Genomic DNA, 16,093 nt, shown 5'->3' on the forward strand with positions numbered 1-16,093 from the left:
CCCCCCCCCCCCCCCCGCGGCCGCGGCCAGGGCCGCGGCCGCCGTCAGCGCGGCCGCACCCGCAGGCCCCGCCCCCACGCCCGGCCCCGGCTTCCTCTCGCCGACCGGCGTCGAGATCGCCTTCGTCCTCGTCGGCCTCGCCACCCTCGGCGCGGCCCTCGTCACGGTCACCACCAAGCAGCTCGTGCACGCCGCCCTCTGGCTGGTCGTCGCGCTCGGCGGGATCGCCGTCGAGTACCTGCTGCTGACCGCCGAGTTCATCGCCTGGGTCCAGGTCCTGATCTACCTCGGCTCCGTGGTCGTCCTCCTCCTCTTCGGACTGATGCTGACCAAGGCCCCCATCGGCCGCTCCCCGGACGCCGACTCCGGCAACCGGTGGGTCGCCCTCGGCGTCGCCGGCGCCGCCGGTGCCGCGCTCGTCTGGGTGGTCGTCGACGCCTTCCGCACCACCTGGATCGGCCTCGACGGCCCCGCCCAGGGCTCCACCAAGGTCTCCGGCGAGATCCTCTTCCAGCACTGGGTGCTGCCCTTCGAGGCCCTCTCCGTCCTCCTCCTCGCCGCCCTGATCGGCGCCATCGTGCTCTCCCGCCGCACCACCCCGGCCGAAGCGGCCGCCGACGCGGCCGACGCCGCCGCCCGCACGGGCACCGAGAAGGGGCAGCGCTGATGCACCTCGCCTACCCCGCCGTCCTCGCGGCCCTCCTCTTCGCCACCGGCCTCTACGGTGTCCTCGCCCGCCGCAACGCCATCCTGGTCCTGATGTCCGTCGAGCTGATGCTCAACGCCGTCAACCTCAACCTGGTGGCCTTCGACGTCTGGCTGCGCGACACCCTGCACGCCGGCCAGGCCCTCACCCTCTTCACCATCGCCATCGCCGCCGCCGAGATCGGCATCGGCCTCGCGATCGTGCTGATGGTGTACCGGAACCGGGGCACCTCGGACGTCGACAAGCTGCGCGACACCGCCGAGCGCCACGAGTCCGGCCGCCCCGATGACACCGCTGCCCGGCCGGAGGTCGCCGCGTGAGCACCACGACCCTCGCGGTCCTCGTCCCCCTCCTCCCGTTCCTGGGCGCGGTGGCAGGACTCCTCCTCGGCCGGACCGCGCCCGGCTTCGTCAGGCCGCTCGCCATCCTGCCGACGCTGGCCGCAGCCGTCCTCGCAGTCCTCGTCGCCGTCCGCCAGGGAGGCGGCAAGGCGATCGACACCGCGACCGAGCTGACCCCGACCGGCTCGGTGCCGATCGCTCTCTCGCTCCACCTCGACGGCTTCGCCGTACTGGTCGCCGCCCTGGTCGGAGTGGTCGCCACCTGCGTACAGCTCTACTCGACCGCGTACCTCCGCGAGGACCCGCGCTACCCCTCGTACGCCGCTCTGGTCTCACTGTTCACCTCCGCCATGCTGCTCGTCGTCTACTCCGGCGACCTGATGGTGCTGCTGGTCGGCTGGGAGATCATGGGCATCTGCTCGTACTTCCTCGTCGGCCACTACTGGGAGACCGAAGCGGCCCGCTCCGCCTCCCTCAAGGCCTTCCTCGTCACCAAGCTCGGCGACGTCCCCTTCCTCATCGGACTGTTCGCGCTCGCCACCGACGCCGGCTCCTTCCGGATCACCAAGATCCTCGGCACCGTCGCCGCGGGCGGGCTCGACCACCCGACGCTCATCGCGCTGCTCCTGCTCGCCGGCGTCGCCGGCAAGTCCGCGCAGTTCCCGCTGCACACCTGGCTCCCCGACGCCATGGCCGGCCCCACCCCGGTCTCCGCGCTGATCCACGCCGCGACGATGGTCGCCGCCGGCGTCTACTTCATCGCCCGCCTGCTCCCCGTCTTCACGGCCTCCAGCGCCGCCCTGGTGGTCATGGCCGTCATGGCCGCGATCACGATGGTCGGCTCGGGGCTCGCCGCCCTGGCCCAGGACGACATCAAGCGCGTCCTCGCCTACTCCACCGTCGGCCAGCTCGGCTACATGATCGGCGCGCTGGCCGTCGGCGACCGCGGCGCCGCCGTCTTCCACCTCCTGTCCCACGGCGCCTTCAAGGCGCTCCTCTTCCTCGGCGCCGGCGTGATCATCCACGCCGCCGGCACGAACTCCCTCGCCGCCATGTCCCGCATGGACGGCCTCGCCCAGCGCGTCCCCGACGCCTTCTGGACGATGACGATCGCGCTCCTCGCGCTCGCCGCCATCCCGCCCTTCGCCGGCTTCTTCTCCAAGGAAGCCGTCCTCGTCGCCGCCGAGCACGCGGCCGGCGGACACTCCGACCTCGTCCCGGGCGCGGCCGGCTGGCTGGTCCTCGTCGCCGGCGTACTGACCGCCCTGCTCACCGCCGCCTACGCCACCCGGCTGTGGCTGATGGCCTTCCGCGGCCGGGGCGCTGCCGCCCCCGACCACGGCAAGGAACCCCTCGCCATGACCGGCGTGCTGTGGCTGCTGGCCGTCCCCTCGACCGCCTTCGGCCTCGCCGCCCGCCCCCTCGCCGACTGGTTCGACGGCAGGGAACTCACCCCGACCGTGACCACCTCGGTCCTCGGCACCGGCGCCGCGCTCATCGGCGTGATCCTGACCTGGGCCCTGTGGCAGCGCGCCACCGCCAGGGCCGCCGCCGGCATCCGCAACGGAGGCGCCGTCCCCGCGTCCGTGGCCGCCGCCGAATCCGCCGCCGAGACCCCCGAGGTCGCCGAGGTGACCCACGAGCACCCCGCCGTACCGGCCGCCCCCGCGGCCGACCCCGGCCGGGCCCTCCTCGGCCCCCTGCACCGGCACGCCGCCGACGGCTTCCACCTCGACGCCGTCTACGACCGGCTGTTCGTCCGCCCCGTCCGCGCGGGCGCGAGCCTGGTGCGCTTCCTCGACCGCGAGGTCGTCGACACCTACGTCCGCGGCGCGGGCACCGCACCCCGGCTGCTCGGCAGCCTGGTGCGCCGGGCCCAGACCGGCAACGTGCAGAGCTACCTGAGCGCGCTGCTCGCCGGCGCCGTGGTCCTGGTGATCGCCACCGCCGTCATCGCCAACATCAACGCCGGATCGTGAGCCGAGAGTCAGCCGTGATCGATATCAGCCCGTCCGTGATGCAGTTCCTTCTGGCGTTCATCGTGGCCGCACCGCTCCTCGGCGCCGTCGCGGCCCTCCTCCCGGCCCCGCCCGGGCTCAAGGGCAGGAGCCCCGAACAGGCCGTGCTCCGGCACGGCGTCACCGTCACCGGTGTCATCCTCGCCGCGGCCGTCGCCCTCACCCTGGGCTTCGACCACGACGCCCCGTCCCGCTTCCAGGCGACGACGGACATCAGCTGGATCCAGGCGCTCAACATCCGGATCCACCTCGGCGTCGACGGCATCTCGCTCCCCCTCCTCCTGATGACCGCGCTGCTGTTCTTCCTCTGCGCGGTGTACAGCTACTTCAAGCTCCCCGAGGGCCCCTCCCCGAAGGCCTTCGTCGCCCTGCTCCTCGTCCTCGAGTCCGGCACCCTCGCGACCTTCGCCGTCCTCGACCTGATGCTGTTCTTCCTCGCCTTCGAGACGGTCCTCATCCCGATGTACTTCCTCATCGCCCGCTGGGGCGGTGCTCAGCGGCAGGCCGCCGCCTGGAAGTTCATCCTCTACACCCTCCTCGGCTCCGTGGTGATGCTCCTCGGACTGCTGCTGATCGGACTGAACAGCGGCACTTTCGACATGGTGGCACTCGCCTCTGACAACGGCCGCGGACTGAGCCACACCACCCAGATCCTGGCCGTCCTGGCCATCGGCACCGGCCTCGCCGTGAAGACCCCGATGTGGCCGCTGCACAGCTGGCTGCCCGACGCCCACACCGCCGCCCCCACCGTCGGCTCGGTGCTCCTCGCGGGCGTCCTGCTGAAGATGGGCACGTACGGGTTCGTCCGCATCCTGCTCCCCGTCACCCCCGACGGCATGCACACCTTCGCCCCCTACCTCGGCGCCTTCGCCGCCGTCGGCATCGTCTACGGGTCCCTCGCCTGCCTCGCTCTGACCCGCAAGGGCGTCAAGGGCGACCTCAAGCGCCTCATCGCGTACTCCTCCGTCGGGCACATGGGCTTCGTCCTGCTCGGCATCGCGACCATGACCCCCACCGGCGTCAACGGCGCGCTGTTCGCGAACATCGCCCACGGTCTGATCACCGGCCTCCTCTTCTTCCTGGTCGGCGCCCTCAAGGACCGCTACGGCAGCAGCGACCTCGACACCCTCGCCGGAGCCACCGGCGCCGCCCTCTACGGCCGCGCCCCCCGCCTCGGCGCCCTCCTGGCCTTCGCCGCCGTCGCCTCCCTCGGCCTGCCCGGCCTGGCCGGCTTCTGGGGCGAGATGCTGGCCCTGTTCGGCGCGTTCGACCCGGCCGCGGGCCTGTCCCGCCCCGCCTTCCTCACCTACATGGCCGTCGGCGCGTTCGGCACCCTGCTCACCGCCGCCTACCTGCTGATCGTCGTACGGCGCGTCTGCATGGGCGACCCCGAGGCCGGCCCCGAGCTCACCCTCGCGGACGTCCAGCGCTACGAGTTCGCCGCCTGGACCCCGCTCGTCGCCCTCACCGTCCTCGCCGGCCTGTGGCCCGCCACCCTCCTCGGCCTGACCGACCCGGCCGTCCAGAAGCTCCTCGCAGGAGGCAACGCATGACGGCCCTGACGGCCCTGGCCGCCGACACCCCCAGCCTGGTCCAGTCCGTCGACTGGCTCGCGATCACCCCCGTGGTCGTCCCCGCCGCCGTCGCCCTGCTCGTCCTGGTCGCCGACCTCTTCCTGCCCCAGGCCCGCAAGCCCGTCCTCGGCTGGATCTCCGTCGCCGGCCTGGCGGCCGCGACCGCCGCCCTGCTGCCGCTGCGCGCCGGCGACCGCACCACCTTCTGCCTCACCGCCGACCCCGGCGCGTGCAGCTACACCGCCGACCACTTCGCGCTCGTCATCCAGTTCCTGGTGCTGGCCGGAGCCCTGGTCACCGCCCTGCTGTCGGTCACCGTCGTCCGCGAGGGCCGCATCCCGGCCGGCGAGTACTGGTTCCTGCTGCTCTCCTCCGCCGCCGGCGCGGCCCTGCTGCCCGCCTCCCGCGACCTCGCCACCCTGATCGTCGCCCTCGAAGTCGCCTCGCTGCCCGCCTTCGCCCTCGTCGGCATGCGCCGCGGCGACCGGATGTCCTCCGAGGCCGCCCTCAAGTTCTTCCTGTCCTCGGTCACCGCTACCGCCGTCTCCCTGATGGGCGTCAGCCTCGTCTACGCCGCCACCGGCACCCTGCACCTGACGCGGGTCGCCGACCGGCTGGAGGACGTCCCCGGGCAGCTCGACACCCTGGCCATGGCGGGCGTCGCCCTCACCCTCGTCGGCTTCGCCTTCAAGACCGCCGCCGTCCCCTTCCACTTCTGGGTCCCCGACACCTACGTCGGCGCCCCGCTGCCCGTCGCCGGCTACCTGTCGGTGATCGGCAAGGCCGTCGGCTTCACCGGCCTCATCCTCGTCACGGTGATCGCCTTCCCCGCGTACTCCGACGTCTGGGGCCCCGCCCTCGCCGTGCTCGCCGCGCTCACCATGACCCTCGGCAACACCGCCGCCCTGCGCCAGCCCGCCGACCGCCCGCAGAGCGCCGTACGGCTGCTCGCCTGGTCCTCCGTCGGCCAGGCCGGCTACCTGCTCGTGCCGATCGCCGCGGCCGCGTACTCCGACCGCGACCAGATCGGCTCCACCGTCGCCTACGCGCTGATGTACGCCGCCGTGAACCTCGGCGCCTTCTCCGTCGCCGCACTGGTCGCCCGGACCAAGCCGCTGCAGCGGATCGCCGACTACCGCGGCCTGTACGCCGAGCGCCCCGCCGCCGCCCTGTCGCTGGCCTTCTTCCTGCTCTGCCTGGCCGGCCTCCCGCCCGGCATCATCGGCCTCTTCGCCAAGGTCACCGTCTTCCAGTCCGCCGTCGACGCCGGCCTGGGCTGGCTCGCCGTGGTCATGGCCGTCAACGTCGTCATCGCCCTGTACTACTACCTGCGCTGGACGGCGCTCCTCTTCCGTACCCCGGAACCCGGAACGGCCGCGGCGCACGCCCCGGCCCGTACGAAGGCCCCCTGGCCCCTCACGGCCGCCATCGCCCTCACCGCCGTGACCGCCCTGGTCCTGTCCGGAGCCCCGCAGCTGGTCCTGCGCTTCGCCGCGGGCAGCCTCTTCCCGCTGTAGCCGGCCCGCTCCGCGGGGCCCTCACCCGTACGGAGCAACGCCCGCCGCCGCCCCCGGACCGTGCCGCCGGGGCGGCGGCGCCCCGCCGTGCCCCGGGAACCAGACGCCGCCACCTCGCGTTGACCAGAGAGGGAGGGTCCACTGGACCGAAGACCCTCAGATCCACGACGGGGCTCCCCTGACGCACCACTTGGAGGGCGTACCGTGCACCGCCGGCACAACGGGCTGAAGACCGCCGTACTCCTCGGCGGGATGTCCGCACTCATCATCGTCATCGGCAGCTTCTTCGGGCGGGGCGGCCTGATCATCGCCGTCCTGGTGGCCCTCGGGACGAACGCGTACGCGTACTGGAACAGCGACAAGCTGGCTCTACGCGCGATGCGCGCCCGGCCCGTCAGCGAGTTCGAGGCCCCGGAGCTCTACCGCATGGTCCGCGAGCTCTCCACGTCCGCGCGCCAGCCCATGCCCCGCCTCTACATCTCACCGACCGAGGCCCCCAACGCCTTCGCCACCGGCCGCAATCCGCGCAACGCCGCCGTCTGCTGCACCGAGGGCATCCTGCGCATCCTCGACGAACGCGAGCTGCGCGGGGTCATCGGGCACGAGCTGAGCCACGTCTACAACCGCGACATCCTCATCTCGTCGGTCGCCGGAGCCCTGGCCTCCGTGATCATGTTCCTGGTGAACTTCGCCTGGCTGATCCCGGTCGGCCGTTCCGACGACGACGAGGGCCCCGGCATCCTCGGCATGCTGCTGATCATGATCCTCGGCCCGCTCGCGGCCTCCGTGATCCAGCTCGCCATCAGCCGCTCGCGCGAATACGAGGCGGACGCCTCCGGAGCCCAGCTCACCGGCGACCCCCTCGCCCTCGCCGGCGCGCTGCGCAAACTCGACGCCGGCACCAAACAGCTCCCGCTGCCCCCCGAACCGCGACTGGAGACGGCGAGCCACATGATGATCGCCAACCCCTTCCGCCCGGGGCAGGGACTCACCAAGCTGTTCTCGACACACCCTCCGATGGCCGAGCGCATCGCCCGGCTCGAACAGATGGCAGGCCGAAGCCAGTGAAAACCATCCTGAACGTCATTTGGCTCATACTCAGCGGGATCTGGCTGTTCCTCGGCTACTGCCTGGCCGGCCTGATCCTCTGCGTCACCATCATCGGCATCCCCTTCGGCATCGCCGCCTTCCGCATCGCGGTCTACGCCCTCTGGCCCTTCGGCTACACCACCGTCGAGCGCCGCGACGCGGGCGCCGGTTCCTTCATCGGCAACATCCTGTGGCTGCTCCTGGCCGGCTGGTGGCTGGCCCTGGGCCACATCGCCACCGGCATCGCCCTCTGCGTCACGATCATCGGCATCCCCTTCGGCATCGCCAACTTCAAGATGGTCCCCCTCTCCCTCTTCCCCCTGGGCCGCGAAATCGTCCCGACGGACGCCCCCTTCGCCTCCCGGTGACGGCGGCCGCCCGATTCGCCCTCCGGGGCGAGGACGAGGACCACGAGGAGGAGCAGCTGTGGGCCCTGTGCGAGGAGGCGGAGAACCTCTTCGCCGACCCGCCGGAGCAGCCGCGGCGCCACTACGAGCTGCTGGGCTGCGCCTTCGAGGGGGAACTGCCGTCGGCGCTGGGCTTCCTGGTCCTGAAACCCCTCGACAAGCACGGCACACCGCTGTGGGAGTGGTACCTGGAGGACGCCCGCGTCCTCTCCTCCCGCCCGTGCGCCCGTGACCTGTCACGGCTGGACGTGACCATCGAGGCGGTGCGGTCCGAGCAGCAGCCGGACTACCCGCAGCGGGTCCCCCTGTCGGTGGGCTTCAGCCTCTCGGACTTCGACGACAGGCTCCTGGGCCACTTCCGGGACCTCTCCGAGGTACTGCCGGTGGCCGATCCGGAGCCCCACCCCGTCCGCCTCCTCGGATGCTCCCTCCACGGGCCGCTGCGGGACGTGGTGGAGGGCCGACGGGCGAGACGCCTCGCCTACCGGCACCTCGACGCCCTGGACACCGCGGGCGAGCTGCTCTCCATCGCGGGGAACCCGGACGTCGTCGGCTGGGAGCCCTCCCCGCGCGGGCCGGGCCTCTACGACCTGACCGTGCACATGGACCCCCAGCCCCCGGTCGTCGCCCGTATCTGGCCGCTGTGGCGCGAGGGCCGCCCGGCCGTCCCCAACCTGTGGGCGCCCTTCGACGCCACCGGCCGCGCCCGCTGGCTGGACCCGGCCCTGCACCACCGCACGGGCCCGGACCGCCCGGCCGGCGGCACCTACCACCTCGACGGCCGGCACGTCACCGACTACGAGGGCTTCTTCTGCGCCCTCGGCGAGGCAGTCAACGGCCCCGGCGGATACTTCGGCCGCTGCCTCAACGGCGTCTCGGACGCCCTGTGCGGCGGATTCGGCGCGACCGGACCCTTCACCCTCGTCTGGCACGACCACGAGACGGCCCGCCGCTGCCTGGGCGTACAGCCACTGACCTTCGGCCCGGCGTCCTTCCCCGAACTGCTCTCCTTCCTGCGGGAAAAGCGCATCGAGGTCGTCCTGGCCTGAGTTATCCACAGGCCGGGACGGCTGTCAGCGCTCTGCCCCACCATGAACACATGAACGAGACCGAGCAGTTGCTGGAGCAAGTCACCGCCCGAGCACGAGACGCCGTGCGCGAGCACGGAAAGCCGCGCCCCGCGCCCCTGGCGGACGGGGAGACCGACCGGACCGAGAGCGCCCTGGGCTTCGCCTTGCCGCCCCTGCTCGCCGCGCTCTACACGCGCGTCGGCGACGGCGGATTCGGGCCCGAGTACGGACTGCTGCCACTGCGTCAGGCCATAGCGGCGTATGAAGCGGGGCGTTCGTCCGACTGGGGCTGGCCGGAGGGCGTCCTGCCGATAGCCGACCTCGGCTGCGCCATGTCCGCGTGCGTGGACTGCCGCTCCGAAACCGCTCGGATGCTGCTCTTCGAGCCCAACCCCGGGGACCCCGACCTCGCCTGGTACCACCTCTCCCCGAGCCTGGCCGACTGGCTGCGCGACTGGCTCGACGGCACCGGCTGGTTCCGCGAGGAGTGGGACGAGGACGAGACGGACGCGGGCCCCTGGGCGGAGTTCAGCTCCCGGATCTGAAGCCGCGCCGGACCCCGTAGGCCAGTGCGCCCAGCGCCAGTACCGCTGCGCCCGACACCACCGACGCGGCCGGCAGCGCGCAGGCCAGGAGCACACAGCCGGACAGCCCCGCCGCTGCCACGGCACGACCCTTGACAACTGAACCGAGAGTCCATGCGGAGGCATTCGCGATCGCGTAGTAGGCCAGCACTCCGAAGGAGGAGAAGCCGATCGCGCCCCGCAGATCGGCGGTGGCCGCGAGCACCGCCACCACCGCACCCACCGCCAGCTCCGCGTGGTGCGGCACCTGATGCCGGGGATGTACGGCGGCCAGCGCGCGCGGCAGATGGCCGTCCCGGGCCATCGCCAGAGTGGTCCGCGACACCCCGAGCACGAGGGCCAGCAGCGAGCCCAGCGCCGCCAGCGCCGCCCCCGCCCGGACGACCGGGGCCAGTCCGGGCCGCCCGGCCGCGCGGACCGCGTCGGCCAGCGGGGCCGACGACCCCGCCAGTGCGTCGGCACCGAGCACCGACAACGCCGCCACGGCCACGGCGGCGTACACCAGCAGGGCGATCCCCAGCGCGACCGGCACCGCGCGCGGGATCGTGCGCTTCGGATCACGCACCTCCTCGCCCAGGGTGGTGATCCGGGCGTAGCCCGCGAAGGCGAAGAACAGCAGGCCGGCGCCCTGCAACAGCCCGGCTACCCCCACCCCGCTCCCCGCCGCCCAGCCGCCCGGAATCCGCCGCGCCGGAACTCAGGCACGCCACCACGACCGCGGCCAGCACCGCCAGCACCGCCGCCACGATCAGCCGGGCGATCCGGGCGGACTTCTGCACCCCGCCGTAGCTCGCCGCGGTCAGCGCCACCACCGCCGCCACGGCCACCACGTGCTCCCGCCCGGGCCACACGTACGCCCCCACGGTCAGCGCCATCGCCGCGCAGGAGGCCGTCTTGCCGACGACGAAACCCCAGCCGGCCAGGTACCCCCAGAAAGGGCCGAGCCGCTCGCGCCCGTACACGTACGTGCCGCCGGAGGAGGGATAGCGGGCGGCGAGCCGCGCCGAGGAGTGCGCGTTGCAGTAGGCCACCAGCGCCGCCAGGGCCAGGGCGGCCAGGAGCCCACCGCCCGCCGCGCGGGCCGCCGGGGCCAGGGCGGCGAAGATCCCGGCGCCGACCATCGCCCCGAGTCCGACCACGACGGCGTCCGACACTCCCAGGGTGCGCTTCAGCTGGTTGTCCACGGGCGGAGGGTAACCGGCCTAGATGACGCCCTCCCGGCCGGGAAGCGGCATCCGCTTGCGCTCCCAGCCCTCCAGGGCGGTCAGGCAGGCGTGGTCCAGGTGCCGCAGCCCGCTCAGGTCGAGCCGCACCGACGGCCCGTGCGGCAGGGCCTCCAGGGAGTCCAGCAGCTTCGGAAGCCGCAGGAAGCTCGCGTTCCCCACGACCCGCACGCACAGCTCCTCGCCCTCCCAGACCGCCTCGACGTGCACGTGGGAGGTCTCCCAGGCGGCCTTGGCCACCGCCAGGACCAGCCCGACCAGCACCCCCTCGAAGAGACTGGTGGCCAGGATCGAGCCGGCCGTCACCACCAGCACCACCGCCTCGCCCCGGTGGGTCCGCCACAGAGCGGCCACCGCCCGCGCCGGCAGCAGCTTCCAGCCCGCGTGCAGCAGCACCCCGGCGAGCGCCGCCAGCGGTACCACGGCCAGGACCTGCGGCAGCGCCACCGCGAACAGCAGGAGCCAGCCGCCGTGCAGGATCCGGGACGCCCGGGTGCGCGCCCCGGCCTCCACATTGGCGGAGCTGCGCACGATGACGGCGGTCATCGGCAGGGCCCCGAGCAGCCCGCACACCGCGTTGCCGACACCCTGGCCGACCAGCTCGCGGTCGTAGTCGGTGCGCGGCCCCTCGTGCATCCGGTCGACGGCGGCGGCACTGAAGAGGGTCTCGGCGGAGGCGATCAGCGCGAGCGCGACCACCGTCCCCACGGCCCCCACGGACCCCAGCGCGCCGAAGTCCGACCAGCCCGGCGGCGACACGGCCTCCAGCACCCCCGTCACCCGGACGGTCTCCACGGGCAGCCGCAGCAGCGCGGCCACGGCGGTGGCGGCCGCCACCCCGACGAGCGCACCCGGCACGACGCGCAGCCCCGTCGGCACCCGCCGCCACAGCACCATGACGGCGATGGTCCCCGCCCCCAGCGCCACGGCCGCCCAGTCGGCCTGCGCCCCCAGCTCGTGCATCCCGCCCAGCTTGGCGAGGGTCTGCCCCGGGGCCCGCACCCCGCCGAGGGCGTAGAGCTGCCCGGCGATCAGCACGAGCCCGATCCCGGCCAGCATCCCGTGCACCACGGCCAGGGAGATCGCCCGGAACCACCGCCCGAGCCGCAGCGCCCCCAGGCCCAGCTGGACCATGCCGGCGGCCAGCACCAGGACCCCCAGCGCGGGCAGGCCGTAGGTGCCCACGGCCTCGTAGACGAGGACGGTCAGCCCGGCGGCGGGCCCGCTGACCTGGAGTTCGCTGCCCCGGAACCAGCCGGTGACCAGCCCGCCCGCGACCCCGGTGACGATCCCCAGCTCGGCGGGTACACCGGAGGCGACGGCGACCCCGACGCAGAGCGGGAGCGCCACCAGCGCGACGACGACGGACGCCCCGAGGTCCGCTCGGAAACTGCCGGCCCCAGGCATGCGGGAACCCCCTCGTGAACAAGGTGACGGATGTCACCCAGCCTGCGGGGCGCGCCCCTCGGCGCCCAGTGGCCACCGGGAGGCCGGACGGGAGCGTGCGCCGCTCACGCCGGGCACACGCCACGGGCGCCGAAACGGCGAAGGGCACAACGCGGGCGCCCGCCGGGAAGGCCCCGGCGATCCGCCCCCGTTGTGCCCCACGGGGTCCGATCAGCGCCGTACGCGCAGGTCAGCGGTAGTTCACGAACTGGATGGCGAAGTCCAGGTCCTTGCCCTTGAGGAGGGCCTGGACGGCCTGCAGGTCGTCGCGGCTCTTGGAGCTGACGCGCAGCTCGTCGCCCTGGACCTGCGCCTTGACGCCCTTGGGGCCCTCGTCACGGATCATCTTCGCGACCTTCTTGGCGTTCTCCTGGGAGATGCCCTCCTCGATCGACGCGAAGATCTTGTACTCCTTGCCGGACAGCTGCGGCTCGCCGGCGTCCAGCGCCTTCAGCGAGATGCCGCGCTTGACCAGCTTGGTCTCGAACACGTCGAGGACGGCCTTGACGCGGTCCTCGGAGTTCGCCTCCATCAGGATCTTGTCGCCCGACCAGGAGATCGAGGCGCCGGTGCCCTTGAAGTCGTAGCGCTGCGAGAGCTCCTTGGCGGCCTGGTTGAGGGCGTTGTCGACCTCCTGCCGCTCGACCTTCGAGACGATGTCGAAACTGGAGTCGGCCATGTGCTGTGGCTCCTTGAAATCGGCTGCGGTGTGCCCCGGTGGGGCTGCGGCCGGACATCCCCGGACCGCTCGGCAAAGCCTAGCCACCGCACCCGGCGGAAGTGCTGATCAATCCGGTGGCGAAGCACCCCCGAGCATCGGGTATCGTTTACGTCGTTGCCAGGGAACAACGCCGAAAGGCGGAGGAACCGGCGACATCCCATGGCGGTGTGCCCGAGTGGCCAATGGGAGCGGACTGTAAATCCGTCGGCTTAGCCTACCCAGGTTCGAATCCTGGCGCCGCCACGCGAGTGGAACCCCCGTTCATCTGCGGAAACGCAGGGGACGGGGGTTCTTTCGTCATGGCCCCGGCCGGCCTAGGGCGAGGTCACCGCCAGGTGGTAGGTCGTGTCGACCCGGAAACCGTTCGTGGCCGCCGCGTCGATCTCCAGGACGAACTGCCCCGGCGGAAGCGGATCGAGGGCGCACCACAGCCCCCAGGCCACCTGCGGTATCCCCAGGACGGGGAAGGGCTTCGAGGTGAACTCCCGCAGCGGCAGCGGGGAGCCGTTCAGCGCCGCCGAGGCCCGCGTCGCCTCCAGCCGCCACGGCTTCGTCAGGAAGGGCACCGCCGCGCGCCGGGTGTTCAGCACTGGGAAGAACAGCGGACGCCCCGTCGGGACACCGCACCGGCGCACCACCCGGCCGCCGTGGGTACCCGCCAGGAACCACACGTCCTCGGGCTGCCGCCGGCCGGCGTACGCCCCCGTCGTGTCCGCCACCGGACTCTCGCCCTCCGGGGCGGACAGCGCCCACTTCCACCACCTGGCCGCGAGCCGGCCCCCCTCCGCGGCGCCGACCTGCCAGTTCCCGTCGCCCATGCCGTGCCCCGGTCCCCCGTACGGCCGCCCCCTGCGACCGGATTCCGGGTGACCCTATCGGCCCCCACCACGCACCGAACCGGGCGGCCGGTCGTTCACGGGGCGTGAGACGGACTTCGGACGGACGCGGAAAAGCCGGGGGCGGCGTACTGATCGCCCTGCTCGGCGCCGGGATCCCGGCGCTGGTCGGGGCCGCCCTGCACGGCCACGTGGGGGAGCCCTACCGGGAGACGCGGCTGTACTTCGCCACCCAGCGCCCCGACGGCCGCCCGCCCGTCGGCAAGGGGGAGTTCATGGGCTTCCTGGACCGCGAGATCACCCCGGGCTTCCCCGAACACCTCACCCTCCGGGACGGATACGGCCAGAGGCGCGACGAGGACGGCACCGTCGTCCACGAGGCCTCGTACGAAGTCGTGCTGCTCTACCCCGAGAAGGAGGCCGCCGAGCGCGGCGCCCGCGTCGAGCGGATCCGGCAGGCCTACGAGGAGCAACTCCGTCAGGGCACGGTCGGCCGCACCGACGCCGAGGTGGAGGCCGATCTCTGACCGCCCGCCGCACGGTGGTTGACGGTTCGTCGGGCGATCGGAACGGGCGGCCTCAGTTGCCGGCCACGTCCTTCACCGCGACCGGGACCCCGACAGGAGCTCCAGCGTCAGACCGGCCGTCGCCGGGGTCTCGACCAGTTCGGCGAGCACCGCCGCGACGTCGTCCCGCGTGACACTGCCCGGCCCGGTGTGCGCCTCCAGCCGGACCAGCCCCGTCCCGGGGTCGTCGGTCAGCACGCCCGGGCGCAGGATCGTCCACTCCAGGCCGAGCCGGGTCCGCAGGTGGTCGTCGGCCTCGCCCTTGGCGCGCAGGTACGCGTCGAAGACCTCGCCCCCCTCGTGCCGCGCGTCCGCACCCATCGACGAGACCATCAGGAAGCGGCGCACACGGGCCCGTTCGGCGGCGTCGGCGAACAGCACCGCCGCGCCCCGGTCCACGGTCTCCTTGCGCGCCGGACCGCTGCCCGGTCCGGCACCGGCGGCGAACACCGCCACGTCCGCGCCTTGGAGGATCCCCGCCACGTGCTCGACGGAAGCCGACTCCAGGTCGCACAGCACCGGTTCCACGTCGGCCTCGCGCAGATCGGCGCCCTGCCCGGGATCCCGGACGATCCCGGCGACCTCGTACCCGCGCGCGGCGAGCAGGCGCTCCAGCCGCAGCGCGATCCGACCGTGTCCACCCGCGATGACGATGCGCATGTCCCGACCGTACGACGACCCGGGCGCCCCCGCCCGCGAACGCCGCCCGCACCCTCAGGGGCCGGGCTCCATACGGCCCTGCCGGGGCAGGTCCAGGGCCACCGCGACCGCCGAGTCGCAGTACTCCCGTACGGCACTCGTCCGGGCTACCACCCGGCCCCGGTGGATCACGATCCGGCTGTAGGCCAGCGACAGCACTCCGGCGATCCGGTCCCCGCGCACGGCGAGCAGCTCCGCCGGGAAGCCGGCCTCCACCCGCACCTCGGGCAGGGCCATCGCCTCGCGCGCGGCGGCGCTGACCGCGTCGTACGCCTCGGCGGCCCGCAGCCCGCCCTGCGAGGCCAGCAAGTAGGCGGCTTCCAGGGGGTCGCCCCGGCCGACCGGGTTACCGGCGTCCCGCAGCGCCCCGCTCCCGGCGGCGACCCGGACCCCGGCGGCGCGCAGCAGGCGTACGGGGGCGGTGCGCAGGCCGCGGCGCTCCAGGGCGGCGCAGTCGCCCTGGGGCAGGCAGGTGACCCGGACGCCGGCCGCCGCGAGCTGGTCGGCGGCGCGGGAGGCGGCGTCCAGCGGCAGCCGGGACAGACCCCCGCAGGGGCCGATGGTCACGCCGGGCCTCAGCCCCCCGGCCATCGCCGCGAGCCGGGCCAGACGGCCGGGGTCGTCCCCGTCCGTGTGCAGGTCCACGGGGCAGCCGTGCTCGGCGGCCAGCTCCAGGACCGCCTCCAGGAAGCCCGTCGGGTCGGGGTCCAGGTCGGGGCAGCCGCCGATCACCGAGGCGCCCATCTTGACGGCGTCGCGCAGCATCGCGAGCCCGTCGGCCCCGGCCACCCCGGTCAGCAGCCGGGGCACCGCCACCGTGGTCAGGTCGGTGAGCCCGCGCAGGGAGCGCCGGGCCTGGAGGGCGGCCTCCATCGGCCCCAGGCCGTGCACGTCCCCGATCCGGATGTGGGAGCGCACGGCGGTGGCGCCGTGCCCGAGCTGGAGCAGTGCCGCCTCGGTGGCCCGGCGCTGCACCTCGTCGCGGGCGTAGGAGACGGGCCCCTCGCCGTCGGCCGTCAGGGCGGTGTCCCCGTGGGCGTGCGGCTCGGCCGGGGCGGGCAGGAGCAGGTAGCCGCGCAGGTCGACCCGGGCCGGGGCGGGGGCGGGGAGGCTGCCCGCGGTACCGACCGCCTGGATGCGGCCGCCGCTGAGCCGGACGTCGACCGTGCGCCCGTCGGTCAGCCGGGCCCCGGTGAGCAGGAGGCCCGTGGGCGGCCCCGCCTCCGGGGCGGAGCCCGGGGCGGGAGTGCGCGCCGGGGTGCGGCCCGGGCCGTCGGCCGGAGTGCGGCCCGGCCT

The 16,093-nt window shown here is 73.6% G+C and carries 14 protein-coding genes, 1 tRNA gene and 2 pseudogenes; 11 read left to right on the forward strand and 6 right to left on the reverse strand.

Annotated features, from left to right (window positions below; genetic code table 11):
* Positions 1-115: 115 nt before the first annotated feature.
* From VR44_RS00020 to VR44_RS00060, 9 genes are all read left to right on the forward strand, one after another.
* Positions 116-667 (forward strand): NADH-quinone oxidoreductase subunit J family protein, encoded by a 552-nt coding sequence (locus VR44_RS00020; RefSeq protein ID WP_045945260.1) that lies wholly within the window; start codon positions 116-118, stop codon positions 665-667.
* Positions 667-1,026 (forward strand): NADH-quinone oxidoreductase subunit NuoK, encoded by a 360-nt coding sequence (gene nuoK, locus VR44_RS00025; RefSeq protein WP_045945250.1) that lies wholly within the window; start codon positions 667-669, stop codon positions 1,024-1,026. The genes VR44_RS00020 and nuoK overlap by 1 nt, the downstream gene beginning before the upstream one ends.
* The gene (locus VR44_RS00030) at positions 1,023-3,026 is read left to right on the forward strand and encodes an NADH-quinone oxidoreductase subunit 5 family protein (RefSeq protein WP_045945251.1); all 2,004 of its coding nucleotides are present in this window, start codon (positions 1,023-1,025) and stop codon (positions 3,024-3,026) included. Before nuoK ends, VR44_RS00030 begins: the two co-directional genes overlap by 4 nt.
* Positions 3,027-3,064: 38 nt before the next feature.
* Positions 3,065-4,618, forward strand: coding sequence for a complex I subunit 4 family protein (locus VR44_RS00035; RefSeq protein ID WP_045945261.1), 1,554 nt, complete (start codon positions 3,065-3,067; stop codon positions 4,616-4,618).
* Positions 4,615-6,156, forward strand: coding sequence for an NADH-quinone oxidoreductase subunit N (locus tag VR44_RS00040; protein WP_045945252.1), 1,542 nt, complete (start codon positions 4,615-4,617; stop codon positions 6,154-6,156). The genes VR44_RS00035 and VR44_RS00040 overlap by 4 nt, the downstream gene beginning before the upstream one ends.
* A gap of 204 nt (positions 6,157-6,360) precedes the next feature.
* Positions 6,361-7,224 (forward strand): zinc metalloprotease HtpX, encoded by an 864-nt coding sequence (htpX, locus tag VR44_RS00045; RefSeq protein ID WP_045945253.1) that lies wholly within the window; start codon positions 6,361-6,363, stop codon positions 7,222-7,224.
* Positions 7,221-7,613 carry a YccF domain-containing protein gene (locus VR44_RS00050; RefSeq protein ID WP_045945254.1) on the forward strand — a complete coding sequence of 131 codons (393 nt, stop codon included), beginning with the start codon at positions 7,221-7,223 and terminating at the stop codon, positions 7,611-7,613. Before htpX ends, VR44_RS00050 begins: the two co-directional genes overlap by 4 nt.
* Positions 7,610-8,701, forward strand: a complete 1,092-nt coding sequence (locus tag VR44_RS00055) for a barstar family protein (RefSeq protein WP_045945255.1) — start codon at positions 7,610-7,612, stop codon at positions 8,699-8,701. Before VR44_RS00050 ends, VR44_RS00055 begins: the two co-directional genes overlap by 4 nt.
* Positions 8,702-8,751: 50 nt before the next feature.
* Positions 8,752-9,267, forward strand: a complete 516-nt coding sequence (locus tag VR44_RS00060; protein WP_045945256.1) for an SMI1/KNR4 family protein — start codon at positions 8,752-8,754, stop codon at positions 9,265-9,267.
* Here VR44_RS00060 and VR44_RS00065 read toward each other — a convergent pair.
* The 3 genes and pseudogenes from VR44_RS00065 to VR44_RS00075 all read right to left on the reverse strand — a co-directional run bounded on the left by VR44_RS00065 (position 9,251) and on the right by VR44_RS00075 (position 12,654).
* Positions 9,251-10,490 (reverse strand): annotated as a pseudogene (locus VR44_RS00065) (APC family permease). The gene VR44_RS00060 and the pseudogene VR44_RS00065 sit on opposite strands and share 17 nt — an antisense overlap.
* A gap of 18 nt (positions 10,491-10,508) precedes the next feature.
* The gene (locus VR44_RS00070; protein WP_045945257.1) at positions 10,509-11,936 is read right to left on the reverse strand and encodes a SulP family inorganic anion transporter; all 1,428 of its coding nucleotides are present in this window, start codon (positions 11,934-11,936) and stop codon (positions 10,509-10,511) included.
* Between the two features lie 229 nt (positions 11,937-12,165).
* Positions 12,166-12,654, reverse strand: coding sequence for a YajQ family cyclic di-GMP-binding protein (locus VR44_RS00075; RefSeq protein WP_045945258.1), 489 nt, complete (start codon positions 12,652-12,654; stop codon positions 12,166-12,168).
* Positions 12,655-12,857: 203 nt separating this feature from the next.
* On the opposite strand from VR44_RS00075, the gene VR44_RS00080 reads away from it, so the two are divergent.
* Positions 12,858-12,939 (forward strand) — tRNA-Tyr (locus tag VR44_RS00080).
* Positions 12,940-13,010: 71 nt separating this feature from the next.
* Here the strand turns inward: VR44_RS00080 and VR44_RS00085 are convergent.
* Positions 13,011-13,514, reverse strand: coding sequence for a hypothetical protein (locus VR44_RS00085; protein WP_045945259.1), 504 nt, complete (start codon positions 13,512-13,514; stop codon positions 13,011-13,013).
* A 104-nt stretch (positions 13,515-13,618) separates the two neighbouring features.
* Here VR44_RS00085 and VR44_RS00090 point away from each other — a divergent pair, with 104 nt between their 5' ends.
* Positions 13,619-14,059 carry a DUF3574 domain-containing protein gene (locus VR44_RS00090; protein ID WP_052713396.1) on the forward strand — a complete coding sequence of 147 codons (441 nt, stop codon included), beginning with the start codon at positions 13,619-13,621 and terminating at the stop codon, positions 14,057-14,059.
* Positions 14,060-14,111: 52 nt separating this feature from the next.
* Here the strand turns inward: VR44_RS00090 and VR44_RS00095 are convergent.
* Positions 14,112-14,758, reverse strand: a pseudogene (locus tag VR44_RS00095) (SDR family oxidoreductase).
* 54 nt (positions 14,759-14,812) lie between these two features.
* Complete coding sequence (locus VR44_RS00100) at positions 14,813-15,997, reverse strand: amidohydrolase family protein (RefSeq protein ID WP_045945263.1); 1,185 nt, start codon at positions 15,995-15,997, stop codon at positions 14,813-14,815.
* Positions 15,998-16,093 lie beyond the last annotated feature (96 nt).

Origin of the sequence: Streptomyces katrae (assembly GCF_000966975.1) — a bacterium.
Classification (GTDB): domain Bacteria; phylum Actinomycetota; class Actinomycetes; order Streptomycetales; family Streptomycetaceae; genus Streptomyces; species Streptomyces katrae.